Origin of the sequence: Nostoc sp. (genome assembly GCF_036917235.1) — a bacterium.
GTDB lineage: Bacteria > Cyanobacteriota > Cyanobacteriia > Cyanobacteriales > Nostocaceae > Nostoc.
The window spans coordinates 51,254-77,073 of sequence record NZ_JBALDU010000029.1; the positions used below are offsets into that span (position 1 = coordinate 51,254).

General features: G+C 40.3%; 19 protein-coding genes. 10 read left to right on the forward strand and 9 right to left on the reverse strand.

Annotated elements, in window-relative coordinates:
• Positions 1-8 precede the first annotated feature (8 nt).
• On the forward strand, positions 9-2,024 hold the full coding sequence (locus tag V7K44_RS09150) for an NACHT domain-containing protein (protein WP_334930718.1): 2,016 nt from the start codon (positions 9-11) through the stop codon (positions 2,022-2,024).
• A gap of 13 nt (positions 2,025-2,037) precedes the next feature.
• On the opposite strand, the gene hpsP is transcribed toward V7K44_RS09150, so the two are convergent.
• From hpsP to V7K44_RS09180, 6 genes are all read right to left on the reverse strand, one after another.
• Complete coding sequence (gene hpsP / locus V7K44_RS09155; RefSeq protein WP_334930830.1) at positions 2,038-3,234, reverse strand: hormogonium polysaccharide biosynthesis glycosyltransferase HpsP; 1,197 nt, start codon at positions 3,232-3,234, stop codon at positions 2,038-2,040.
• 70 nt (positions 3,235-3,304) lie between these two features.
• On the reverse strand, positions 3,305-4,480 hold the full coding sequence (gene hpsO, locus V7K44_RS09160) for a hormogonium polysaccharide biosynthesis glycosyltransferase HpsO (RefSeq protein WP_334930720.1): 1,176 nt from the start codon (positions 4,478-4,480) through the stop codon (positions 3,305-3,307).
• A 52-nt stretch (positions 4,481-4,532) separates the two neighbouring features.
• On the reverse strand, positions 4,533-5,513 hold the full coding sequence (hpsN, locus tag V7K44_RS09165) for a hormogonium polysaccharide biosynthesis glycosyltransferase HpsN (RefSeq protein WP_334930722.1): 981 nt from the start codon (positions 5,511-5,513) through the stop codon (positions 4,533-4,535).
• A 270-nt stretch (positions 5,514-5,783) separates the two neighbouring features.
• Positions 5,784-7,445 (reverse strand): hormogonium polysaccharide biosynthesis protein HpsL, encoded by a 1,662-nt coding sequence (hpsL, locus tag V7K44_RS09170; RefSeq protein ID WP_334930724.1) that lies wholly within the window; start codon positions 7,443-7,445, stop codon positions 5,784-5,786.
• A 616-nt stretch (positions 7,446-8,061) separates the two neighbouring features.
• On the reverse strand, positions 8,062-8,838 hold the full coding sequence (locus V7K44_RS09175) for a glycosyltransferase family A protein (RefSeq protein WP_334930726.1): 777 nt from the start codon (positions 8,836-8,838) through the stop codon (positions 8,062-8,064).
• A 336-nt stretch (positions 8,839-9,174) separates the two neighbouring features.
• A complete protein-coding gene (locus tag V7K44_RS09180) occupies positions 9,175-9,966 on the reverse strand; it encodes an SAM hydrolase/SAM-dependent halogenase family protein (protein ID WP_334930728.1) in 792 nt (263 codons plus the stop codon).
• A 156-nt stretch (positions 9,967-10,122) separates the two neighbouring features.
• Here V7K44_RS09180 and V7K44_RS09185 point away from each other — a divergent pair, with 156 nt between their 5' ends.
• The 3 genes from V7K44_RS09185 to V7K44_RS09195 all read left to right on the forward strand — a co-directional run bounded on the left by V7K44_RS09185 (position 10,123) and on the right by V7K44_RS09195 (position 13,868).
• On the forward strand, positions 10,123-11,022 hold the full coding sequence (locus tag V7K44_RS09185) for a hypothetical protein (RefSeq protein WP_334930730.1): 900 nt from the start codon (positions 10,123-10,125) through the stop codon (positions 11,020-11,022).
• Between the two features lie 14 nt (positions 11,023-11,036).
• Positions 11,037-12,959 carry an Hsp70 family protein gene (locus V7K44_RS09190; RefSeq protein WP_334930732.1) on the forward strand — a complete coding sequence of 641 codons (1,923 nt, stop codon included), beginning with the start codon at positions 11,037-11,039 and terminating at the stop codon, positions 12,957-12,959.
• A gap of 84 nt (positions 12,960-13,043) precedes the next feature.
• The gene (locus V7K44_RS09195) at positions 13,044-13,868 is read left to right on the forward strand and encodes a zinc-dependent peptidase (protein ID WP_334930734.1); all 825 of its coding nucleotides are present in this window, start codon (positions 13,044-13,046) and stop codon (positions 13,866-13,868) included.
• Between the two features lie 297 nt (positions 13,869-14,165).
• Here the strand turns inward: V7K44_RS09195 and V7K44_RS09200 are convergent, their stop codons facing one another.
• Both V7K44_RS09200 and V7K44_RS09205 read right to left on the reverse strand, forming a co-directional pair.
• Entirely contained in the window at positions 14,166-14,621 is a 456-nt protein-coding gene (locus V7K44_RS09200; protein WP_334930736.1) for an EVE domain-containing protein, read from the reverse strand.
• A 134-nt stretch (positions 14,622-14,755) separates the two neighbouring features.
• On the reverse strand, positions 14,756-15,400 hold the full coding sequence (locus V7K44_RS09205; RefSeq protein ID WP_334930738.1) for a class I SAM-dependent methyltransferase: 645 nt from the start codon (positions 15,398-15,400) through the stop codon (positions 14,756-14,758).
• Positions 15,401-15,528: 128 nt separating this feature from the next.
• On the opposite strand from V7K44_RS09205, the gene V7K44_RS09210 reads away from it, so the two are divergent.
• A complete protein-coding gene (locus tag V7K44_RS09210) occupies positions 15,529-17,187 on the forward strand; it encodes an ArnT family glycosyltransferase (protein WP_334930740.1) in 1,659 nt (552 codons plus the stop codon).
• Between the two features lie 10 nt (positions 17,188-17,197).
• Here the strand turns inward: V7K44_RS09210 and V7K44_RS09215 are convergent, their stop codons facing one another.
• Complete coding sequence (locus V7K44_RS09215; protein WP_334930742.1) at positions 17,198-18,928, reverse strand: hypothetical protein; 1,731 nt, start codon at positions 18,926-18,928, stop codon at positions 17,198-17,200.
• Positions 18,929-19,678: 750 nt separating this feature from the next.
• Between V7K44_RS09215 and V7K44_RS09220 the strand changes: the two genes are divergently transcribed.
• From V7K44_RS09220 to V7K44_RS09240, 5 genes are all read left to right on the forward strand, one after another.
• Positions 19,679-20,146: a MarR family winged helix-turn-helix transcriptional regulator gene (locus V7K44_RS09220; RefSeq protein WP_322692702.1), complete on the forward strand. Its 468-nt coding sequence runs from the start codon at positions 19,679-19,681 to the stop codon at positions 20,144-20,146.
• Between the two features lie 162 nt (positions 20,147-20,308).
• Entirely contained in the window at positions 20,309-21,775 is a 1,467-nt protein-coding gene (locus V7K44_RS09225; protein ID WP_334930744.1) for an HlyD family secretion protein, read from the forward strand.
• Positions 21,776-22,253: 478 nt separating this feature from the next.
• Positions 22,254-23,513: an MFS transporter gene (locus V7K44_RS09230; protein WP_334930746.1), complete on the forward strand. Its 1,260-nt coding sequence runs from the start codon at positions 22,254-22,256 to the stop codon at positions 23,511-23,513.
• 170 nt (positions 23,514-23,683) lie between these two features.
• Positions 23,684-25,279 (forward strand): DHA2 family efflux MFS transporter permease subunit, encoded by a 1,596-nt coding sequence (locus V7K44_RS09235; protein ID WP_334930748.1) that lies wholly within the window; start codon positions 23,684-23,686, stop codon positions 25,277-25,279.
• A gap of 266 nt (positions 25,280-25,545) precedes the next feature.
• Positions 25,546-25,740: a hypothetical protein gene (locus tag V7K44_RS09240; protein WP_334930750.1), complete on the forward strand. Its 195-nt coding sequence runs from the start codon at positions 25,546-25,548 to the stop codon at positions 25,738-25,740.
• Positions 25,741-25,820: the final 80 nt, after the last annotated feature.

Below are 25,820 nucleotides of genomic sequence, written 5' to 3' on the forward strand. Positions count from 1 at the left end.
ATAGGTCTATGAGTCAACAGCCTACTGATGAACCGGATTTTAAACAGAAATTTGAAAACTCTTCAGCGCAAGAGAGTCAGTTTGCCCAAGCAGGTAAGACAGTTAACCAAAACCAATCCACAAATAATTTTTACCTACCTTCCCGGAAGCGATCGCATTCGAGCGACCGAAGTGAGCAGAATCGGGATTGGGTGCTAAAAGAGATGAATACTAAAGTTGCATATTGGCACCGTAACCGTTTACATAATAAACATCTGCTAAACCTGCTAATGCAAGAAAGACCTGAGCTAATACCGCCAGGAAATGAAGCATATAGGGGAGGTCGAAATTCAACTTCTTTGCAACCCGAACGAGCGAGCATTATAGAAGTATTTGATGAGGAATACATTGCAGGCAAGTTACTGATTTTGGGTGAACCAGGGTCAGGCAAAACCGCCACCCTAATGCAATTGGCTAAAAAACTAATCACTCGCGCTAAAAACGATCTAAACGAACCAGTACCAGTTTTTTTCAACCTCTCATCTTGGAAGCCCAGTAAATACAGGAGAATCAACAGAAGGGATAAAGAAAGTCTTCGCAACTGGCTGCTGGCTCAACTCGAAGAACTGTATCGCGTTCCCAGGAAGCTTGGACTAGAGTGGCTCGACGATGGAAAACTGTTGCTGCTACTTGACGGTCTAGATGAACAGCCATTTAGGATTCAACTACGCTGTGTAAAGGCAATTAATGAATTGTTTCTTAAAGGGACTGCTCAACTGAAACATCTGGTTGTATGCAGTCGTCGAACAGAATACGAAAAGATCCCCGATGAGTTAAAACTCTCTCTCAAGATGGCAGTCTGTTTACAACCCTACGATAAGGTACAAATTCAAAATTATTTAATAGAAACCAAATACCAAGATTTATGGGAGATAATTCGGCATAGCTCAGAACTATTGGAGTTACTCCAATCGCCGCTAATGCTGCATCTTCTGATTTCAATATCTAAAGATAACCATACATTGAGTGATAAATATCAAAGTTTAAATTCCACTCAAGCATATAGACTGGCTTTGTTTGATGATTATATTAACGAACGATTTGATCTCGAAACTCAACGGGAGGATAGATATAGATTGATATGGTTAGCCAAAGGATTGAAAGAGAATAACCAAACTGAGTTCTTGATTGAGGAAATGCAGCCTAGTTGGTTAGTAGATGAGAATGAGAGACGCATGTATCGTTTTGGAGTAGGACTGATTGTTGGACTAGTTATTGGATTGGTAGGTGCGCTGATTATTGGGTCGATATCTGTGTTAATTGGCGGGTTGATAGGGGCGCTAATTGGGGGCTTAAGCTTAATAGGTGCGCTGATTAGTGGTCTGAAGGAAAGTAGTATCAGACCATTTGAGACTCTAAGATGGTCTGGCATAAGAGCATCATGGCGTAATCTGAATAATGGGTTGATATCTGTTGGGCTGGGTGAAGGGCTGATTTTCGGAGTGATTTCTAATTTGGGTATTACTGACAGTAAAAACTTTTATCAGATATCAAACTTGGTACTATTACTGAAATCTAGGATAGATGTTTTGATTGGTGGCCTAATTAGTGGATCAATGGGTACGTTCATTAATGGATTGGGCAAGTCTGATAATGTAGAAAATAAGGTATATGCTAATCAAGGTATTTGGAGGTCAGCATTCTATGCTGTAATTTTTGCGCTGGTATTTGGAATAATCGGTGTGCTACTTGGCTGGTTCATTGATTTGTTTATCTCAAATCAACAGTTTTATTTTGAAAAGTTTCTTGGGCTAATGGGTGCGCTGATTGGTGGGCTAGTACCGGGCGTTGCTTGCATTGAACATTTTGTGCTACGCCTCATTCTTTACAAAAGTAAATGTATTCCCTGGAATTATGCCCGTTTTCTCAACTATGCTACACAGAAAGGGCTTCTGGAAAAAGTCGGTGGGCGCTATCGTTTTATCCACAAGTTACTTCAAGACCATTTGCTTGCTCTTGAGTTAATTGATTACAGAAAAACTTAAAGTTGAATTGTCCTTAAAACTTTTTGCGGAAATGATTGGTGTGGGCTGCCAGAATTTTCTGGTAGGCTTGGATTGTTTGCTTTGCGATCGCATCCCAGCTAAAATTTTCCAAGGCATATTTTTGGGCGTTTAATCCCCGTCGCTGGCGTTCTGCGGGATTTTGCAAAGCTTCTTGCAATAACTCTACCAATGCTTGCACATCTGTTGCACCTACCCAACCCGACTCACTATCACGTATCTGTTGACAAATATGCACTTGGTCAGAAATGACTACGGGTACACCTGCAACCATCGCTTCAGCTACAGCAATCCCAAAATTTTCGTAGTAGGAAGGTAAGACAAATAAATCAGCCGCTTGTAGTAAACTAACTTTGAGTTCACCAGTGACAAAGCCAGTAATTGTAGTGTGCGATCGCAATGGTGAATTTTGAATTTGGGATATTATCTTTTGTTCGTAATCTGGATCTTGAGGATTTGTCCCAGCTAAGACAAAATGAAAGTTATAACCAACCGCTAACAGCTTCTCTAGCGCCGGAATCAACAAATTCAACCCCTTTTTCGGGTCAATTCGTGACATAAACAGCACCAATGGTACATCTTTTGGTATTTCTAACTGACTACATACATTTTTAATAGAAGATTGGCGGGGAATCACACCCAAGGGAATCACCAAATCGGGTGTAGATACTCCAAATCGTTCTGATATTTTAGCTTCTTGGTCGCTAGTAAAATGAATTGCTGCCGCACTAGCTAAATTTTGACGTTCTATAATTGCGACATAAAGCTGTTTTAATAGCTTTTTCTTCTGTAAATCAGCCGGATCGAGAGTACCCAAAGGGCGGAAAATATAAGGTAGCTTTTGCTGACGACATACAATAGCAGCAGCACTAATTATTGGCGAGAATAGAGCGTGAATGTGTGCTATGTCAAACTCGTGAGCATGACGTTTTAACCAGTTTAATAAATCAAGGGAAAATTTGTAACGACGAAACGGGGCACAACGAAAATAAATTATTTCATAGCCATCTTGTTTAATTGGGCGATTTAAAGGAACATCCAGAGGTATTTGACCATTATCGCCATTACTATCAGTTGTGAGAATTGTAACTTCTACTCCCTCTTTTACTAACGCTGGAGCTAATCCAAGTACCATTTGACTCGGCCCGCCGTAAATTAGAGAAATTGAGGGAACAATTTGTAACACTTTCATTTTTTTGTCATTTGTCATTTTTCTTTTATCCTTCGTCATTTGTCCTTTATTATTCACTAATGACCAATGACTAATGACTAATGACCAACTCTTGATAAAACTCCAATTGCTGTTTAGCCAAAGCTTTATTTGTATATTGAATCATTGCTTTTTGATAACCCATTTCACCGAGAGTCTGAGCAAAATCTGGTTTATCCATTAATTGAACTAAACAATTAGCAAGAGCTTGAACATCACCTTCAGGAAATACTAAGCCAGTATCACCAATTACATAGGGAATTTCCCCGGAATCAGAACCAATTACAGGAACTTGGCAAGCCATTGCTTCAATTAGCACATGACCAAATTGCTCTTTCCAGCCAGCAGAAGTTAAGGTTTTAAACTTATAAGTTGTTTCTGAAGGTAAGACTAAAGTATTCATTAAATTGATATAGCTTGCAACCTCATCATGGGGAACACTTTCTATCAAAATTAATCGTTCTTTAATATTGTTTTCTGCCGCAATTTTGATTAATTCACTTTGCAACTCTCCCCGTCCCAATAACAGTAATTTCCAAGGTTTATTTTTCAAAGTAGCTAAAGCTTGCAAAAGCGTTAACAAACCCTTTTCCTGCACAAAGCGCCCAACAAAACCTACTACAAAATCCTCTTTTTCAATGCCCAACTTAGCTGCTAACTCTGGTTGAGCTTTGGGAGTAAATAAACTTTCATCTACACCCAGTTGTGGCATGACTTTAATTGCACCTGTATATCCCCGTTGCCGCAAAACCTCTGCTCCATCCTGATTGCCAGAAATAATACCGTGGCTGTGGTTGAGGTTATATTTTTCTAATAAAGAAATTGGTAGTTTCAGTTCATAAGGAAGATTCCACCAGGTAAAAAATACGTTTTTTGCTTTGAGTCCTAATAGCTGATTTAAGGCAATCATTTGAGTATAAGCCAAGGCTCTAGAACCTTGTTCAACTTGGATGATTTGCGGGCGAAATTGTTTTAATAAAGATATCAAATCAGCGCCAAATGTAAGAAGTCCCTGATGATTTTGACTAAAATTAGAAACTGGAACTATTCTAAATCTGCCTTCATCACGGTATTCAGTTTCAATAATTCTGTTTTGTACACCGCCTGGTTTCCAGCGCTTTGGGACTACAACTGTAACTTCAATGTTAGGTTCTAGTTGAGATAAAGCGCGTAATTTCTCACAGTTGAGGTCTACGATATAAGTGTGACTAGCAACTAAGATTTTCATCTATCCTTTGTTATTCACTAATGACTAATGACCAATGACAAATGACTAATAACTAAACTTGTTTATCCAATCGACTGTAAATTTGACCATCGTTCCATAGTGATTGGATGACAGTACCCAAGGCTTTGAAAAAACCCAAAATGTAGAAAATACCGCGAGTGGCAATTTTGATGGGGGAACCGCTTTTGTGACAAGGTGGGCGTCCTAGAACGTGACAGTCAAATAAACGACCATATAGGCGTAAAGCTTGAGTTGCAGTCAGGTTTTTCAGCCCTAGTAGGAAATGGTTGTGATAAAAGGTGAGTTGATATTTTAGCGATCGCATACTAATATCATGACAACCCCCTGTTTCTTCGCCTAAATGCACCAAATGGGCTTCTGGGTCGTACCAAATCTTATATCCCGTCTGTCTCACTCGCAAACAAAAATCTGACTCTTCACGTACTGCACTCCCGCCAAACCTCTCATCAAACCTCAATCCATACTTAGTAAAGATTTCGCGGCGAAATGACATATTACAGCCCCTCGCTGTCAACACTTGTTGGGGTTTAATGGTATGTACCAAATCAATATGATACCAAGCAATTCCTGGATCCATAGCTTCGGGAGGCAGATATTCAATCTGTAAATCTCCTCCAGAATCACTTAATTTCATTTTGTCAAAGACTCGACCAGCTACAGCCCCCACCTCTGGGTTTTGCACATAATTTTTCGCATGGGCTGCTAATAATCCAGGGGTTAACTGAACATCGTCATCAATAAACAATATTATTTCACCAGAAGCCCTCCGCACAGCATAATTCCGCGCCCCTGGCAAACTTGCCCAATCCAAGCGCAACCATTTAATTTTACCTGCCTCCGCCATCTCTTCTAGGTAGGCTTGAATTTCTGGTTGATGTTTTGCAGTTTGGTCTACTATTAAAACTTCAAAATTTGGATAGTCCTGTTTTAAGACATCCACAATGCTATCGCGTAGCGCTTCCTCTCGTCCGTAAGTTGCGATAACTACAGTAACTAATGGCCAATTATTCATAACTTTTATTAAGTAATTTTACTACTTCTATAATAGCCTTGTAGAAATTAATTTTCATGAAATTCAGTAAGTGGCTATTGCTTTAATTTACATACTGTATTTTCACGGATTCTGAAAAATCTCACTTCCATGCCTCTCTCTGACCACGAAATTGCTTACCCATCAATAAGTATCATCGAAAAATAAGTTTATGGCGAGAATTTCAAGGTAGGTTTTAAATACTGAGGTCTGTTTGATCTCCAATTATATCTTTGGCCATTTTTATATCATTTAAATTGTTTTTAGACGTTTTTTCTTGTTTTTTTGCTGAGGGTTGGCATCTTCCTTATCTTGTTTCTCCAGTTCTGGTAACTTAAAAAGAACTCCCGCAAAAAACCAATAATAGGCCGCAACAGGATCGACATCCAGAGGATAGTAGTAAGTGTTGGTGCTAATAAACAATATAAACACCCACAAAGCTGCTCCAGAACTACGGAAATTACGGTTCTTTATGGAGCGATAGGTTTTAAAGCCCAGAATTGTTAAACTTGTTACCAAACCCAGAAACGCTAGTAATCCAACAATTCCCACTTCATAAAGTACTTTGGGGTAGTAGGTTTCCACAAGCTTAGTTTGACCCATCACGCGGGCAGAGTTGGTTGCTCGTCCTAAGCCGCTTCCCAATGGCCCGTCTACGTTTTTCCAATTTTCTTCAAATTGCTGGATGATAAAATCTTGAGGTGGTGAAGCGTTCCAACGACTGATAAAACTCTCAGTTCTCTCTTGTACGACAACAGGGTTAGTCACCATCCCAATTCCTAGAATGAAGGCAAGTCCCACGCCTATGGGGATAAATCGTTTCAGGTTGCCAAGTTGTCCGGTAAGCAATAGCAAAATCCCAAAGCAGATTGGTACTAAAGCTAAGGCGATTCTCTGTCCAGAGATGACAGCATTGATAAAGACTCCCACTATAGAACCTAAACCGATGATCCGCCATATTGGCGAGGGATCGGTGAAGCCGGTGGCAAAGGTAAAAAAGGTGCTAGAAATTAAGAACCAAGCCCACTGCCAAGGAGCTACAAATGTCCCTGGTAAGCGAATAATCCCTTCTTCGGGACTATATACTAGCGCTCCACCAAAATAACATCGGGCTTCGAGTGTTGCTCTAAATAAGGCATCTCCTTCAAGACCTCTAGTACCTTGACAGACACCAGTTAGTAGTAAAAAATATTGAATAAATCCCAGCGCGCAACAAATCAGTGTGAGGACAATCTGGAGGCGCAATAAAAATAGAAAATCCCGCTTATCGCGAATTAGATAGTAGGCACAACCAATCAGGGGGACATAGCCTAAAAATACTTTTAGTCCTAGAATTCCCATACCTAATGGTATTTCTGGGGCTGCTTTTTCTAATAGTCCTGCACTAGGCGGGTTAAATTGCTGTCCACCATTGACAAACAACAGTGTTAGCAGACTGCAAGCCAAAACAATATAAAGTGGGATTGTAATACCTTTGGGAATAATTATAGGTAGCCCCTGTTTACGGCAACTCTGCCAAAGTCCAATTAGGGCTGGAACGTAAAAGGCATCTTTAGCTAATTGGAGTATGGGACTATTGCCTAAGTAGTAGGTGACAGTACCTCCCACAGGTATGTAAATAATGAACGCATATAGGGCTTGGCGCGGATATTTGTAGGAAAGGGACATGATTATTATCCCTAACACGCCAGGGACTGCTGCTTTAATTCCAACTGCAAAAAATAGTAGAATGCCAACGAACGCACCGGCAAAAGTAGCGGTGGTGAGTAAGCTAGTGAGTTCTTTACGTACTTGGGCAGACTTGCGCTTTTGGGCTAACTGTTCTTTGAGGCTAAGGGTAGATGTTTCCTTTTTAGCCTGCTTATTCGATTTTGATTTTTTAGATTGCTGAGATTTTGGTTTAAATTTTGGCATAGTGGCACTGTAGCCTATCAGCCTCGCAAAATACTCCATTATATAGGACTAATATTTGATTTTAAAATACACGTAGGGGGGCAGTGCGTTGCGGAGGTTCCCGACGCTCGAATACTTGCTCTCAGCGTTGGCGAGGCCTCTGGTAGAGATAGAGAAGTCATAACGTTGGTGTGCCCTTACAGGGAAGCAAGCTACGCATGGCGTATTGCAGACTATTGGTGTCAACTTAAGCTGAAACTCCTTTAAAACCTCGTTTTCTAGCCTCTGGCTGGAAATGCAACTCAAAAGCGGCTCTGCCGCCAGCAAGAGAGGCGGAGCCTCAAGGACGAGCATTCCCAGTCGGAGACTGGGAACGAGGCAACGAGGCAATCTAAAAGCTAGTTCTAGACTTGCTTTCACGTTAAGTTAACACCAATGATTGCAGACAAGCCTCTCTGTAACACTTTGTGGAAGCAAGCTACGTGTAGCGTCTTCCTTTGGGAGAAGAGAAGGCTTTACGTTGTAGTAACTAGCGTTGTGTTAGCGCAGAAAATACGGCACAATTTCAAGCTTTTGGTGCGTTAAACTCCGCTAACACACCATATAAGACCATTTATAAGATTTTTTCAAAAACAATTTACAATTCTGATAGTTGATAAATCTCTTTGGATTGCTGTAGATTGTATAATCCGAATTCGTCTCTCAATGATTGATTTAATAATTTACGATTAAAAATGCTAAATCTTAATCTTTTTGAATTTTCAAAAAGATTTTCTCCTGTTGCCAAAATATAAACCGCACCTGGAAATGCTAATGATTTAATAGATTTTCCTTTGTTTTTTAAAATATCTCTAACTTTAGCGTGGTCTATATAATATCTATAGTATCCGTAGCCACGATTATATTCTGCGGTTTCTGGCAAATCATTCAAATCATATCGAATAATGTTACAAGTCCCGCACATTTTATAAAAATTGCTTCTCTTGATATAGATGTAATTATTGCCTTCTTGATATTTATAACCTTTATTTATAAACCATCCATTAGAATCAGGGTGTTGTTGAACAAATTTCGCTAACTTTTCACTCACACAATCGTCAGCATCAACTGTCATAGTGTGAGTGGGATAAAATTGACGAGCATACATCAATCCTTTTAAGATTTTACGCCCTTTGTCTGTGTCTCCTTTGGCTACAGGGCTAGGCTCGTTTGGTGGAGAAAAATCAACTGTAATGTATGTAATATGAGGATGAGTGAATTCTATTTTGGGCTTTTCGTGACAAACAACAATAACGTGAAAGTTAGGTGAGGTTTGATTGCAAACTGATTTAATACATCTTTCAAATAATTGTGTAACACGCTCCCAGGAATTGGAAACTTTTGCACTTTTGAGTGGGATAACAAAAACAAGCACTGTATTTTATCAGAACAAACAGCTAGGAATCTCGAAGCAAATAATAACACGTTAAGACTGACGCTAAAACTAAATGTCAGTAGATCGAAAACTTTTGTAAGTTGACGAAAGAATCAGGGTTTCAGACGAGGTTTTTCTGTTGACGATCGCGATGTCTACGACGCGCTGCGCCTACGCTTGCACTGCATCCTTAAACCACCAACAACGCTCGTTCCTTGAAAAGCAGACTCTAACGGGATTGCGGCAAATTGTGTTCTTAAGCTCTAATCAACGGCTGGTAAGGGTTCTGGAAAACTTTTCGGTCTACTGACAGTAACAAAAGCCAATTACCCGATTTCAGGCAATTTGAGTTACTTGCTGATTCACACGAGGACGGCCAAAGCGTTCCCAAGCACTCCCTCCTCGCAAAAATAGCTCTAAAAAGCGTAATGGTTCCCCTGAATCGCCTCTTGACCAACCGGAACTACCAGGAGCAAAGGCTAAAGTTCCTTCAGACACCTTGAAACTGCCATCAGAATACACTGCATCGCTGACCACATCTCCAATTCGGATAGCGATCTTGCTTTGAGGCTCCAAGTTAACTGTATGCGCCCCAATAGTTGTTTTGATATTGCCGTAGCCATCAATCCAGGCAATGCGATCTGGTGGAACATCTGGGATTTGCTCACTTTTGAGGCTATCTCCCAGAATGCTAAAATCTTCATTCATAATCGCAGCCGCAGCCGGAGGAAATATATCTCGTGAGCGAAACTGCGATCCACCACGAGAAACGTTGACCACTCGCAACTCCTTTGTATGGTCTTTAATAAAAGAGAGGGTGTAGCCCGCATTCACACCCACTACTTTTACACCATTGGATAGAAGGGCATAAGTTAGCCCTTCACCTTCATTATCTCGACGAGCTTCAGGATCGTCCTGACGAGGCGCACAGTTGTGATAAATTAGGCGATCGCTAGGCCCTGGGTTAAGTCCTAGTTGGGCAATCCAGAATCCCGTTGCTAAGGTACTGAATGCTGGAACCGAAAGCAAATGAATTTGGGCATGGGGAAAAGTCATCAGCAGACGTTGTGTGACTTCAGTAAATGCCGGATCTCCTGTACCGTAGTCTGCAATGACGCAGATAAACATTCTGCTCCTCCTTTTGATGGGTAGTAATTTGCAATCAACCTAATTCATAATTAGTAATTATGAATTATTTCGTCATTATGTGATTACAGGATGAAATGAAAAAACGAGTGTTCTATTTCACTCCTAATTAATAACGTTAAAGTCTTAGTCAATGCAATGAAAACAATCACTTCACTTTTTAGCGAAGAACGCAACCAACTCCAGATAGATATTGATAACACAATCGGCATTGAGCAAATAGTTAAACTGGTTCAAAACCGACTCGATAATCTCGAAAGAATTTACATTGAAAAGCTTAATTTGGCTCAAGTTCGTCTGGCTTCCTTTTTCCTGGATACGCTGCGGCAGTCTATCGCCACTCTGGCTGCGGCTAACTATCTTCAAGTTGCTCCAACAGAGCAAAGGCAAATTACTAATACAGGGACAAAGTTGTTTAGCAGCAGATTCATCCTCAAACTGCTAAAGGGACTAATTTATATAGGCATCTTAGGTTCGTTGTTTTCCTTAACTAAAACTACCCCAGGGGCGTGGATGGCTATCTTATTAACCTCTCTACTTATCGGACTAGAAATTGTACTTCAACTCGAATCAAACAACCAGCAAAATAATTCTATATCTGAAGGAGTATTGGAATTACCTCAACCGATTCTTCGGGTTGATAGCAAAGTATTTCTAGATTGCCTTGGCGATGCTCTCAACACTATCGATCTAGCAGTGGCTAGAGTAGAAGAATCAAATAAACATGAAGGCGATTTAGCAATAGAAGAACTGCCAGAGTTATTGAATTTTCTCCAAAGACTAATGGGCGCATCCAAACTTGATAAACCCCAAATGGCTCATGAACTGGCAAAACTTCTGCCACAGATTTTAATGTCTCAGGGAATTAACGCTCAAATTTACCGATCGAATAGCGATCGCGAATATTTTGATTTTGAGCCAAGTATCGACCCCGATACCAAAGAACACGTGACTCTAACGCCGGCTTTATTAAAAGGCGATCGCTTGATTAGACGCGGTAGGGTAATTGAACCAGCATATTCCTCTGCTAGAGAATAATAGACAATAAGGGTATGGAAATTTTAGAAACAATCGGTTTTGATTTGGGACACGGTGAAACGGCTATAGCTAAAGCGATCGTGGAAAGCATCGAACCTCCCCAGATGCTGGAGATTAACAACAAAAAGAACCAAATTACAGCCCTTGGTTGGCATCCTAAACTCGGTTATCTGGTTGGGGAACAAGCATTAATTCAAGCTGGTGTTACTCAACTGACAATCTCTTTCAAGCAAAAACCCAACAACGATCCCAAATATCGAGAAACTATTAGCACTTTTGTGGCAACCTACTACCGCCTTTTGAAAGAAAGTAACCAACTTGCAGGTGGGGAAAGTAGCTATTTTTACATTGGTTGCCCTTCAGGATGGACAGTTAGCGATCGCACCGAATACCAAAAGCTACTTCAAGAAGCTGGTATTCCCCGACTCAATGTTGTACCCGAATCGCGGGCTGCTTTCATGCAAGCCAAGGAAGCCGGGAAGTTGGAGTATGACAAACTTCTGGCATCGGTGCTAATTGTCGATATTGGTTCTTCAACCACAGATTTTACTCTGGTTAAAAGCTTAGAAGAAATCCCCATAGATTTCGGGAGTAATACTTTAGGTGCATCCCTAATTGACAAAGCTATTTTTGCCCGGACTCTCGCCAACCACGAACAAAAAGCATTACTCGAAAAAGTATTTCAGGAATATCCGCATCACCAAGCTCGTTGTGAACTTGCTTGCCGCAAAGCTAAAGAAGATTACTTTTCTAATGAACAGTTATACAGCGATCCTGAATCCTTTGCGCGTGGGTTCGAGTCGATCAACGAACAGATTTATTTTATTCCCCAAGTAAATAAATTGATGATGGAGGAAATTTTAAATCAACCCTTACCGGAACTGGAAAATCATAGTTGGATTAAATCATTTCGCAACTCTTTAAAGGAGGCAAAAGAAAAGCTGGAAAAACTTGAAATCGTGCCGAAACTTGTGCTGATGACTGGCGGTGCATCTCGCATGAAGTTCACGCACGTTCTTTGTCAGGAAATGTTTCCCGAACCAGAAACGTTGCTTCGCCCCGATCCAGAGCCGGAACGGTGCATTGCAATGGGTTTAGCACGAGTAGGAAGATGGGATCTGCGTGCTGCTGCTTTTAAGCAAGAAGTCAACAAACTATTTACCTCGAACCAGCTTAAAGGTTTGATTGAAAGGCATATTCCAGAGTTAATCGAATCACTAACTAAGCCTTTGGCGGATGGCTTGATTGTCAATGCAGTTAAACCAGGTTTAAAAGATTGGCAAAAAAACAAAATACGGACTTTAGCAGATTTAGAAACAGCTTTAATCGGTCGGGCAGAACAGTGGCTCAAAAGCGAACGCGCCGTGCAGATAATTAATCATCAATGCGCTTCTTGGTTTAGCAAAAAAATCCAACCCGATTTAGCCGCACAAACCGATCCAATCTGTCGAAAGTTTCAGATACCTAGAAGCAGCTTAAGATTCGAGGATAGTATTGACCCAACTTTTGTTAACCCAGAATTACAGATTGGAGATGCTATTCTGGCTGAGACAGTAGCATTTATCGTGAATGTAGTAATTGGTGGAGGCGCTGTGGCTAGCATCATCACTCTCATCCTAACTGGGCATTTAACCTGGCCGATTGCACTAGTATATGGGGCTTCGTTGATGGCAGCAGGAATGGAGCTAAATCGTAAGAGTGTTCAAGAAGTAATTAAGACAAATGTGGATGTCCCTAGTTGGATTCGTTCTAATTTTTTGAGCGACAAAAAAATTGAGGATATGTGTGAGCAAATAAAGCCTGAGTTAGAAAAAGTTCTTCAAGAACAACTGACAGCAAATCAAGAGGCTTTTGATAAACTGATTGTCAAAGTTGAGCAAGGACTTCAAAATAGCCTTTCCACCAAGGTTCAATCTTGCATAATTCTGATCCAATAGCGGTAGTTAGTGAGCCACAACAATAACATTATTCTAAACTTTCTGCTTACCAGTGAATTAAATATGTAAGCTGCTCAAAAGTCAATGATTAAAACAATAGTTTTCTTTCTTATCATTGGGCTGATTATCGCTGGGATTTTACTCAATCCGATTTTAGTCAAAAGGCGAAGGAACCGTCTCAAACATCGTCCTTTTCCTCCACTTTGGAATGCCATTATTGAGAATAATCTTCCCATTTATCTCTGTCTTTCTCCAGATGAAATCAGACGATTTCAGGGACATATTCAAGTATTCTTAGCAGAAAAGCAATTTATTGGCTGTAGAGGATTACAGGTGACGGAGGAAATGAAACTAACTCTTGCTGCTGTTGCCTGTTTACTTCTATTAAATGAACGTGGACAATACTTCCCCAGACTTCGTTCAATTCTGGTGTATCCCAACGCTTATTTTGTTCAGGAAACGAATTCGGTCGGAAAATATATTGTTGAGGAAAGGCGTGTAGCAAGACTAGGTGAATCGTGGACAAATGACCAATTAGTAGTATCTTGGGAACAGGTAAAACAAGATATTAATAACTGGAGAGATGGACGTAATGTTGTGCTTCATGAATTCGCCCATCAGTTAGATCAAGAAGATGGTAAAGCTGAAGGAGTTCCGATACTGCAACACAACTCAGACTATGCTATTTGGGCGAAGGTGATGACAGAAGCATATCAGCAACTTTGTAATGATGTTTTACAAGGTGCAAAGACGGTAATGGATAGCTATGGGGCAACAAATCCCGCAGAATTTTTCGCCGTAGCAACTGAGACATTCTTTGAGAAACCGCATCAATTACTGTCTAAGCATCCGGCACTTTATGAGCAACTGCAACGTTACTATCAATTAGATCCTGTGCAATGGGTGTGAAGTAAGTGGGCAAGAATAAATCACATTGTGTTCACTTAATCAAGCTTCCTTCAAGATGTTTTACGAATTACGAACTTGTACTGAGCTTGTCCTGAGCTTGTCCTGAGCGCAGCCTCTCCAAGAGTTGTAAGCTAAAACACATTTAATTTGCATATTTCGATTTAATCAAAATATTGTGGGGTGGGCATCTTGCCCGCCCTAATTATGCAACTTAAATGCCGATTAGCTTATTACGAATTAAGTTGCCGAGCGTTTGCGTAGCGTCTCGTAGAGAAGCCGAGGTACGAATTATTTCAACTAGGAGTTTTTCATTGCCAGAATCTTCAAAGCTACTGCTTCAGGGACGGGCATCACTGATAATCGATTTCCTTGTCTCACCAACATTAACTCTTTGGCGCTAAACTTCTCTTTGAGTATTGATAGCAAGATGGGGTTAGAAAAAGTCTCAACAAATTCCACTACAACTGTTTGCCAGCGAGGTGATTCGGAACTTGATTTTGGGTCGTAATATTTACTTTCTGGCTCAAACTGGGTCGGGTCAGCAATATCTTTTTTCACTACACGCATTAACCCAGCAATACCGGGAGGATTAGTGCTGGAGTGATAGAAAAAAGCTAAGTCTCCTTCATCCATAAGGCGCAAAAAGTTGCGAGCTTGATAATTGCGAACGCCGTCCCAGATAGTCTGTTTCTGCTGTTGAAGGTCAGCAATGCTATAGGCTTCTGGTTCTGATTTCATTAACCAATAATTCATCTACAGAAATTATGTATATACAAAAGAATTTTAATTTTGAGCAGGTAAATAAGTTCGTAGTAAGGACTTTAGTCCTTATTTTTTAAGCACCAAAGTGCTTACTACAAGCCTTCTTGCACTAGTGAATATTTGGCTTAACTGCGGTAAGCTATAACAGCATAAAACGGATCTCCTCCAGCTGCACCTAACCACTGTAAGATATTCGGTAATGTTGATTTATGAGCTATAACTTCTGCGGTTGTAAATCCTGGAACTGACGCGAAATAAGCTTTGACTAATTCTACTCGCTGTGCTTCTGACGCCTCCCGCCATGCTTGAATAGCCTTTTCAAAAAACATCCGGTTAGAAAAGCTGATAATTGCAACACCACCGGGTTTCAGAATGCGGTAAATCTCGGAAAATACTGCTTCTGGATATTGCATATATTGCACAGATACGCAATTGAGAACAGCATCAAAATCTCCATCTGGTAAAGGTAGCTGGGGATTTTCGTTAAGATTTTGCACAAAGTAATGATTTAAGCGGGCATTACGTGCTAATTCCTCACCATTGAGTCCGTGTCCCTCTACATGGTCAAATTGCATTTCTTCTGGTAGATGCGACACCCAACTGCTCATCATATCAAAAATGCGGGTGTTGGGTTTCAGGCGATCGTGGTATAAATCCGTTAGCTGTTGAATAAATCCTTCATCAACATGGGTGACGAAGCGAGGATAGGCGTAGAACAGCTTATCGTCTGTGTCATCTAATTTCAGGCGCTGATTCGGTCTTAACTGCATAAATCTCTGTTTTGGAGTACTGTTTCCGAAATTTGCGGCAATTTCAGATATTTTTTCACAAACACTATGTAACATATTTTAATAACAGCAGGATACCTAAATAGCAGTATTCAATTTTTATCAATTCAATGTTATATAAACTACACTTCTTGCAGCATATTTGGCGACAAATCCGCCTAGTCGCATCATTACCCTATTTTAGTTTGTTAGTTTGGATACTGCCCTTATTACTATTTACTTCTGGACATAATAGCCTGATGGCACATGATGAAGGGCTTTACGCATCACGTGCCCGTCTGATGTTTGATTCTGGTAATTGGATAGCTCCTTGGGAAACAGCACATCATAAAACTCCTGGCCCTTATTGGTTAATTGCCAGTTTCTACAAGCTGTTTGGTATCAGTGATACTAGTGCGCGTCTTCCTAGTATGATTGCTGGCATTTTTAGCTTGTGGCTTGTGTATGAAATTGGCAAAATTATGCTAGGCAAAAAATTAGGTTGGCTAGCTGCTGCAATTTTAAGTGTAGAATTTCTCTGGCTGCAATACTCTCGCTTAAGTACACCTGATGTACCGATGGTTCTCTTGGTGCTTTTAGCTATTTTGTCTTTAATCAAAACGGAATTGCATCCTAAATATCGCTACTGGTGGAGTTTTCTAGCTGGTTTAAGTTTAGGTTTAGGCTTCTTAGTTAGAAGTTTTATGATTTTTTTGCCAATCATAGCTTTATTACCTTATTTAATATGGGAACATCGCCGTCATCGTCATCTTACTAACCCAATTTTATATTTAGGTTTTTTCGTAGGTTTAATACCTACCTGTGTTTGGCTGTGGTTAAGCTGGCTGCACTTCGGAAATAATAGTTTTGAAGAGTTACTCAAGTTTGTTGTACAACTAGGTTCTGAAGAGCGAAAATATAATGGACTACTATTCTATGTCTGGAATATTCCTATAAACGCATTTCCTTGGGCTTTTTTCGGACTTGTAGGTTTGTTTTTAACTCTGCGTCGTCCCATTCTTCGTTACCAGTTAATATTAGTTGGCTTTCCACTTGTTTTATTTGTAGAAATTACTATTTTTAGCACTCGTTTATCTCACTATAGTCTTTGCCTTTATCCGTTCATCGCTTTGTTTGCATCTGTGGGTTTAAACTGGTTAGGTAATATTTATCAAATAGGAATTATCCCACAATTCCCTCTTAAAAAAAGTAAAAAAAAGATATTGAACCTTTTTGCAAGAAATAATCTTCCCCGAAACCTCAGTTATGGCTTGGGTGGATTAGGTGTTTTACTTGTTATAGCGAGTATTGGCATTTTTAGCTGGGGTAGTTCTGATATCCGCAAGTATGCAAGTATTGGCTTGGCTATGGGCTTGGGTTGGTTAATTTTACCTGTGGTGTGGATTGCTCGTTACCACTTTGACAAAAAGTTTCTCACAGCGCGTTATTGGATTGCAGGTTGGTTAATTCCCTGTTGGCTGGCCTTGGCGGCGATAGGTAGCATCGGTATGTTAAGTGACTATAACTCTAGCTTAAAAACTTTTTTACAACAAAGTGCGATCGCTTCAATTCTCCAATCTCATCCTACGTACTATGTGGAAATGGACGCTAAAACAAAAGTACTGCTTAATTTCTATCTTCCTAATCGCCCTCAAGCAGTAGTCTCTATTTCGCAAGTACCAGCTTTGAGCTATGCTTGGATTTATGCTAACCAGTCTTCTCAATTATCTCGACCTCACCGCATTATCGGCGCTGTCAAAGAGTACCAGTTAATTCAAGTTCTTCCCTAATAAATTATATTCAAGTCTTCGCTACTGCTTTGATACATTCTGTTTTGAGAAGTACTAAATTATCAGTTTCAATAACTGCACAAGAGTTAATTAATGTTGCTAAAACAGGTAGAGCCTTCTGTAAATTTGCGCTCGCTTGTTGTGCCGCTGGCTGATATTGTTGTAGCCAAGTGTTTTTAATTATATATTCTGAAAGGAATGCAGAACGGTCTAATAACCAAAAAGTTACGTGGTATTTTTGAATAAAGTCTTTAATCTGATTAATATCATCAGTATATTGGGCATTAATCAGGTCAATCATCCGCTGGCGAAATTGAGCGTAATATTTTGTATGGATCGGTAATGCATATTCTTTACCCACCAAAATTGTTCTTTGAGCAAAGATGGGTATGTTATCTGCTTCTTGGGAAGTAGAGGCTATGACAATATCTTGCGGTTGCTTTTGCAAAAAATTATATAATGTTGGGGCTTGACCTTCTAAATAAGGGGTTTTGGGAAAAACTTTTAAGCTACTAGGGTACAAAACGAGTCCTGCACCAAGGATCGTAATAGTCCCCAAGATTAAAATTTGTCTGCCATTTTGTCTCGACCATCGAAATGTAGCATCTAAAATTAAGGTAATAGAGATTGCTGCTGCAAGAGCAAGTACTATCTTAAAAGTATGATGGGTGTAGCGGCTAGGCCAGTGCAGTTTAAAAGCTAAGGCATGGGCAATAAAAAACATGATGAAACTAGCTATTACTACCTGTAGTAATAGTTTGACTTCATCCTTTACTTGTTTGGTTAAAAGAAAGTGAGACTGGAATTTCAGGATAATTGGTAATAATAAACCAAATAATAGTTGAGGAGGTGAAATTAAAGCAAAAAAACCGCTATCTCTACCATCAAACCAATAACTAATAATATTATGAGTAAAATACCTGAATCTTCCTCCATCCCAGTACTCTGGCATAGTTCTCGCAACAGCAGCAGTAATTGTTGGGCCAAATTGTAATGATTGAATAGTATAAGGTAAAATTATGATGCCAGCAGTTATAATGGCTGCTACAAATAAAATAAAATCTTTTCGGTTATGAGAAATAGTTATTTGCCCATTCTGCCAGCGAAATAATCTCAAAAGTAAAATTAATAAATTGACAAAAGCTATAATAGGGTATATTAAACATTGAAGCGCAAATACAATTAATATACCAAATCCAGAAGACCGGATTAAATAATATATAAAAGCTAAAACCAGCGGATAAATAAAATCTCTAGGAGTAGCAGAAAATAGGTCATCATGAAGGCAAAGGCTTTGATTTAAAAGTAAAGAGGCGAGAAACCCTGCCATTGGTACTGGTAATATCTCCATACAAACTACAAAGCAATAGCTAGTTGTAATTAGTCCCAGTACTAATGGAAAAATTTTGCTAAATAAAATTGGATCTATATTTAAAGCTGCAATTATTTTATAAACAATACCATACCCAATTGGTGTCACCGACTGAAAATAATCAGCAATTAAATCCCCAGGAAATAAATCTGGATTAAAGTAACGATAGATCCAAGAAATATATTCCCGTGCATCGTCGCTCACTATATATTTGCTGGTGAAAGCTTGTCGCAGCCCCATAAAAATATAACCAACAGCAAAAGTTAGACTGAGACTGTACCAAAAAATAACAGTCAATCTAGATTGATTTTGTTTGCTTTTTGGAGTAATAGATGCTGTTAAAACTTTTTGTAATTGTGAAATTAGCATTGTACGCGTCTATATCTGAATAAATTATGTTAATTAGGAAAATCAAAAGCTTTTTTCAATTTTTATGATTGTACAATCTTCAAGTACTGAGCGGTCATTTATAAAGCCAATAATTCTAGCAACGCTCTGTTTTTTACCCAGAACGAAAGGTCATGAAAGCCGAACTGTCTGGATTAAAAGGATGGGGTGTCGCTTGCCCATGCAAGATTTCAGCTAGAACTTGTACAGTGTGCTGGATTTAATGTGACAAATCATCGTAGCCGTTCAGGGGTGTACCGAGAGAACGATCGCTCCATTCTCAGCCTACCTAATATGTGCAAATTGACAAGAAAACCCAAGTAATACTTGATTTCTATCTTCCCATTCATGCCCAACAAGTAGCCTCTATTTCGCAAATACTCAGCTTTGAGCTATGCTTGGATGTATGCTAACCAGTCCTCTCAATTATCTCAACCTCACCAAAGAATTGGGTCTGAAGCCCCGTGCTTCACGCAATGCTTTAAAGTAATGAGTAAGGAGTAATGAGTAATGAGTGGATGAAAAATGGGTATTTACTCATTACTTATTACTTATTACTCATTACTCCAGAATCACCGCGCCTTTAGGTCGGTGAGGATGTCAACGCATTATCGGCGCTGTCAAAGAACACCAGTTGATTCAAGTTCTTCCCTAAGATAGATGTAAAGTAACTATTGCTAAAAAACTTTAATTTAGTTATGATAATAGTACGCGCACTAAGTATTTTACTAAATGGTTTCTACATCTAATCACTCCCCAACCTTAGAGTCGTGGCAGCAAAATCTGGCACCATATAATTTGGGCTACAGAATCAAATTAGTCTCACAACTGCTGAGTCGCAAGTTTACTGAAAAGCTAGAACCCTTTGGATTGACACCATTTCACTGGTTGGTGTTGTGCTGTCTTTGGCAAGAAGATGGTTTACCTACTTCTAGTATTGGGGACAAACTCAAACAAGTGGGAGGGACTTTAACAGGCGTACTAGATCGGATGGAAGAACGCGGTTTGGTGCGTCGAGAACGCGACACTCAAGATCGGCGCATCTGGCGAATCTGGCTCACGGATGCAGGAAAGGAACTAGAAGCTGTTTTACCGCCAATCGCCGCAGCGGTGCGTGATGAAGCAATGGATGGTATTTCCTTTGCCGATCGAGAACTGTTTTCCCAAATCTTGAATCGAGCGATCGCTAACCTGTCTTAAAGATGATCCCACAATCACCCGACCGGGGGAGGTCGTGTAAAGATATGTTTTGAGATAATATTACGCATACTAAGGAAATAAGGATTTTTTTCAGGGAATATTACGCATTCTAAATAAACGACTATTAATCAAATTATTGAACGAGCAAGCGAGGTAGCAATCATGGGTGTTAACACATTTAACGGACGCAACGGACACAAAACCCCAATTTTAGAAAAAGAAGTGGTTCCCGATTTAGAGACATTAGAAGTTGTTACCCCAGAGACATCCGCAACAGCAGAAGCACCTGTTGTAACTCCTGAAATCGAGAAAGAAGTTCCACCAAAACGGAAAAGACCGACTGGTTTAATTTTGGCAGGATTAGGTGTGGGTGCGATCGCCGCAGGTACTTTTGGTTATCACTACTGGCAATACGCCTCTACCCACCAGGAAACAGACAACGCCACCGTTGCGGGAAATATTCACCAAGTTAGTAGTCGCATTCCCGGAACTGTAAGTGAAGTGCTGGTGAATGACAACCAACTGGTGCAACCGGGACAATTGTTGGTGAAGTTAGATCCACGGGACTATCAAAGTAAGGTACAACAAGCACAAGCAGCCTTAGAAAATGCTCGTGGTCAAGCACAAGCCGCCCAAGCAAATATTGCTTTAACTTCACAAACCACCACTGGTAAGACAACTCAAGCACAAGGAGATGTCAGTGGTGCAGTAGCAGCAATTTCTACAGCCCAAGCAGCAGTACAAGAAGCCCAAGCTGGGATTCCCGCCGCTCAAGCAGCAGTGCAAGAAGCCCAAGCTGGGATTCCCGCTGCCCAAGCGCAAGTAGCGCAAACAAACGCGAATTTGTCAAAAGCCCAAGCAGATTACAATCGTTACAACGAATTGTATAAAACAGGTGCGATTCCTCGTCAGCAACTAGACACAGCCAAGGCTGCTTATGATGTAGCTACGGCACAGAAAAACGCCGCGATTCAGGGAGTAGAACAAGCCAAAGCTAAGTTCGCCTCCGCCAAAGTTGGTGTTGCCCAAGCCCAATCTCAATTAGCACAGGCGCAAGAAAATGTTACTAACGCCCAAGCTAAATTGGCAGCATCTAAGGGAGGATTGCAACAAGCTACCGCTGGCGGACAAGATACCACAGTTAAGCGTAGTCAATACGAAGCGGCAAAAGCAGCGATCGCGCAATCAGAAGCATCGCTGAAAGACGCACAATTGCAACTATCTTATGCCAATGTTACCGTCCCCAGTGCCGGACGGGTAGGTAGGAAAAACGTGGAAGTTGGCAACCGAGTCGCAGTAGGAACACCATTATTGGCGATCGTCGATAACAGCTATTGGGTAGTTGCAAACTTCAAAGAAACTCAATTAGAAAAGATGCGGCCAGGAGAGCCAGTAGAAATCAAGCTAGATAGTTTCCCTCATCACACCTTTATCGGTCGTGTTGAAAGTATTTCGCCAGCTTCCGGCGCTCAGTTTGCCTTATTGCCACCGGACAATGCTACAGGTAACTTTACTAAAGTTGTCCAACGCATTCCAGTAAAAGTAGTTTTCGATCAAAAGAGCATTCAAGGATACGAATCGCGGATTACTCCTGGGATGTCTGCGGAAGTTGCGGTGGAAGTCAAGTAATATCATGTCCCCCAAATTACCCATAATAAAAGAACCCCTCCCCGCTCTTCGGGCTACGGTGTACACACAAGTCTTTGAGAGTTGCCTCACAGCGTTTAGATCCCCCCTAGCCCCCCTTAAAAAAGGGGGGAACCAGAGTCAAAGTCCCCCTTTTTAAGGGGAGCCACTGCGGTCTTGGGGTCTCCCCAAGTGGAGCAAGTGGCGTGGATTTAGGGGGATCTTCAACGATTTTGGTTTTATACAAAGATGTGTGTACACGGTAGGCTCTTCGAGAGGGGAAACAAAGCGTAGCTTTGGCGGGGTGGGGTTATTGGGGTTTAGTAAGTAATCAACCGGACATCATTAAATACGAAATTGCCTGTAAACAAGATGAAAAACCTCTTTCTGTCCATGACATTCTCCTACATCTAAAGAGAGGCGTATAGAGATGAGGTGAGATGATATCTATGAAAGCAGATTGGTATAAAACAAGCCTGAAATGAAAAAATCGCTACTACCTGCATTAAGGTCAAGAAACTACCAGCTGTTTTTTGCTGGGCAAGGTATTTCCCTAATTGGGACGTGGATGACGCAACTTGCCACAATTTGGCTAGTTTATGACTTGACAAAATCCCCATTAATGCTAGGAGTTGTGGGATTTTCTAGTCAAATTCCTAACTTTTTTTTAGCTCCCTTTGCCGGAGTATTTGTAGATCGCTTTTCTCGGTATCGTACTTTAATTGGTACGCAAATCTTGGCGATGATTCAATCATTAACATTAGCAGCGCTGGCGTTAACTGGAGTGATTGAGGTATGGCACATCATCGCCTTGAGTTTGTTGCAAGGATTTATTAACGCCTTAGATGCGCCAGCCCGCCAAGCTTTTGTGCCAGAATTAGTTGAACATAGAGAAGATTTAGCCAATGCGATCGCGATTAACTCCACAATGGTTAATGGTGGGCGATTAATTGGCCCTGCGATCGGGGGTTTATTAATTGCCAGGGTTGGAACTGGCTATTGTTTTTTAATTGATGGTTTGAGCTACGTTGCTGTAATTGCCGCTTTATTGGCAATGAAAGTTAAACCTTGGAAAAATTCGGTAACTGACGGTAATCCCTTGCAAAAAGTCAAAGAGGGATTTGTATATGCCTTTAGTTTCTCACCGATTCGATCCGTCTTATTGCTATCAGCTTTAGTCAGCCTGATGGGACTGCAAAATACTATTCTCGTCCCCGTTATTGCTGAAGAAGTTCTCAAAGGTGGTGCAGAAAGTTTGGGCTTTTTGATGGCGGCATCTGGAGTTGGAGCCTTAACTGGTGGTATTTATCTAGCTACCCGCCAAACAATCTTAGGAATTGGTAAATTGATTGCCTTAGCTCCAGCAATTCTAGGAACTGGTTTAATTGCCTTTTCTTTATCTAGATTTTTACCACTCTCTTTATTTACAATGTTATTTGTTGGCTTAGGAACAATTCTTCAGATTGCTGCTAGCAACACATTTTTGCAAACCATTGTTGAAGACGATAAACGCGGACGATTGATGAGCTTATACACAATGTCATTTTTGGGAATGATTCCCGTGGGTAATTTATTAGGAGGTTTATTAGCAAGTCGTATTGGCGCTCCCAATACTTTAATTATTGATGGCATAGCTTGTATTTTAGGGTCAATCATTTTTAGCAGACAGTTACCTGCTTTAAGGAAAATAATGCGTCCAATTTATGAGCAAAAGGGGATTATTACGACTCAAGAAGTTTAAGACAAATAACAGCAGTTAAATTTATATTTATGTTGATGGGGCTTTCTATAGCAATTATTTTTTAATTTTTAGCGTTGCTGATGCAAGCTCACGCAGAGGAAAAGAACATATTGGTATAAGATTTAATAATCAAGTTTTTTGCTACTTAACCTTGAAACTGGAACAAAGTTATGGCTAATACAGGTGTAATTCGTCAGCAAGGGCAAAATCCTGCTTTACCACCAGAGTATGTACCGCTAAAAACCTGGATTGGTGTATTAGCTAGTATGCTTGGTGCATTTATGGCGGTATTGGATATTCAAATAACTAATGCTTCACTGCAAGATATTCAAGCAAGTTTAGGAGCAACTCTCGAAGAAGGTTCTTGGATTTCTACCGCGTATCTTGTAGCAGAAATTGTGGTAATTCCTCTAACAGGATGGTTATCACGGGTATTTTCTCTGCGGCGTTATCTGTTAGTCAATACTGCACTATTTATTTTCTTTTCTATCTGCTGTGGCTGGTCGTGGGATCTCAATTCCATGATTTTCTTTCGAGTCTTACAAGGTTTTAGCGGAGGAGTATTAATTCCCACTGCTATGACAGTTGTCTTAACAACTTTACCCCAATCAAAACAATCAGTCGGACTTGCTGCATTTGGGTTTAGTGCAGTTTTTGCACCTTCAATTGGCCCGACATTAGGAGGTTGGTTAACCGAAAATTTTGGTTGGGAATATAACTTTTATATAAATGTAATTCCAGGAGCATTAATGCTGGCTGGTGTTTGGTACGGAATCAAGCAAGAAAAACCCCAAATTAATTTACTTAAACAAGGTGACTGGTGGGGAATTATTGCAATGGCTATTGGCTTAGGTTCCCTACAAGTTGTTTTAGAAGAAGGTAGCCGCAAAGATTGGTTTGGTTCAGCATTAATTGTACGTTTAAGTGTAATTGCGGCAATTTTTTTAGCAATATTTTTCTTTATAGAATTAACTCGTAAACAACCATTTATTAATTTACGGCTTTTGTCTAGGCGGAACTTTGGTTTAGCCAGTATTGTCAATGTGTCGTTGGGAGTAGGATTGTATGGTTCAATTTATATTTTACCGTTGTATCTCGCTCAAATTCAAAAATACAATGCTCTGCAAATTGGTGAAGTATTGATTTGGGCTGGTATTCCTCAACTGTTTATTATTCCTCTCATACCAAAATTGATGCAACGCATTGACGTGCGGTTAATGGTAGCTTTTGGTGTGACTTTGTTTTCCATCAGTGCATTTATGAACTCTGGCATGACTAATGAAACAGGATTAGATCAATTACGTTGGTCGCAATTTGTCCGTGCAATGGGACAACCCTTAATTATGGTACCGCTTAGTTCTATTGCTACTGCTGGTTTGAGTCCGAAAGAAGCAGGTTCAGCAAGTGGTTTATTTAATATGATGCGGAATCTGGGCGGTTCTATCGGAATTGCTTCTTTAGCCACTTTATTAGCTAACAGAGAGCAATTTCACTCGAATAGGTTGGGTGATGGAGTATCTTTATATAACCCAGAAACTCAGCAGCGAATTGACCAAATGACACAGTATTTTATTAGTCGCGGAGCAGATTTAAGTACAGCCCAAAATCAAGCGATCGCATCTATATCCAACATCGTCCGCCGGGAAGCATTTGTAATGGCTTTTAACGATTGTTTCTACTTTATTGGTATTGCATTATTACTCAGTGGGATTGCTATTTTATTCCTCAAAAAGGTGAAGCCAACTGGTGGCGCTGTTGCTCATTAGATTTGTTGTATGAGTAAAAATGTTTGATAAAACTACTAAGGTATTGGACTTTGGACAAAAAGAAGTAGTTCGCGTAAACTACATGCGAAGAAGCGAATAATTAATCTTGTTTCTAGTTACCAGCAGAAAAAAAGCATAGCCACCAGAACCCCAAATCATAGTAATATAAACTACAAAGTATGATTGGTAAATAGGGTTGTTGCACTCTGGTTTCATTTATATAACTCGAACTGGCTACTCCAAAGACTGCAAACAAGTCGCCGCTATTGTTAAAGATACCTCCAATTGGTGCTGCTCTGGTTGTGCGATCGCGTACCTGCCCTTCTCAGTTCATAGCACATCCGTGCCTGGGCGATCGCAAGCTAGAATCACTAGTCAAAAACTTATTTCGACCTAGTTATGGAGGAAATCGCAACTTCACGCTGATGTATACCCTTGGACATTTAATGGGCAATTCATGAATTGCCTCTAGATGAATAAAGCACAGCCTCACATAGAATTGTTATGATCTAGGTGCTATTCTAGATGCAAAAACCTTCTA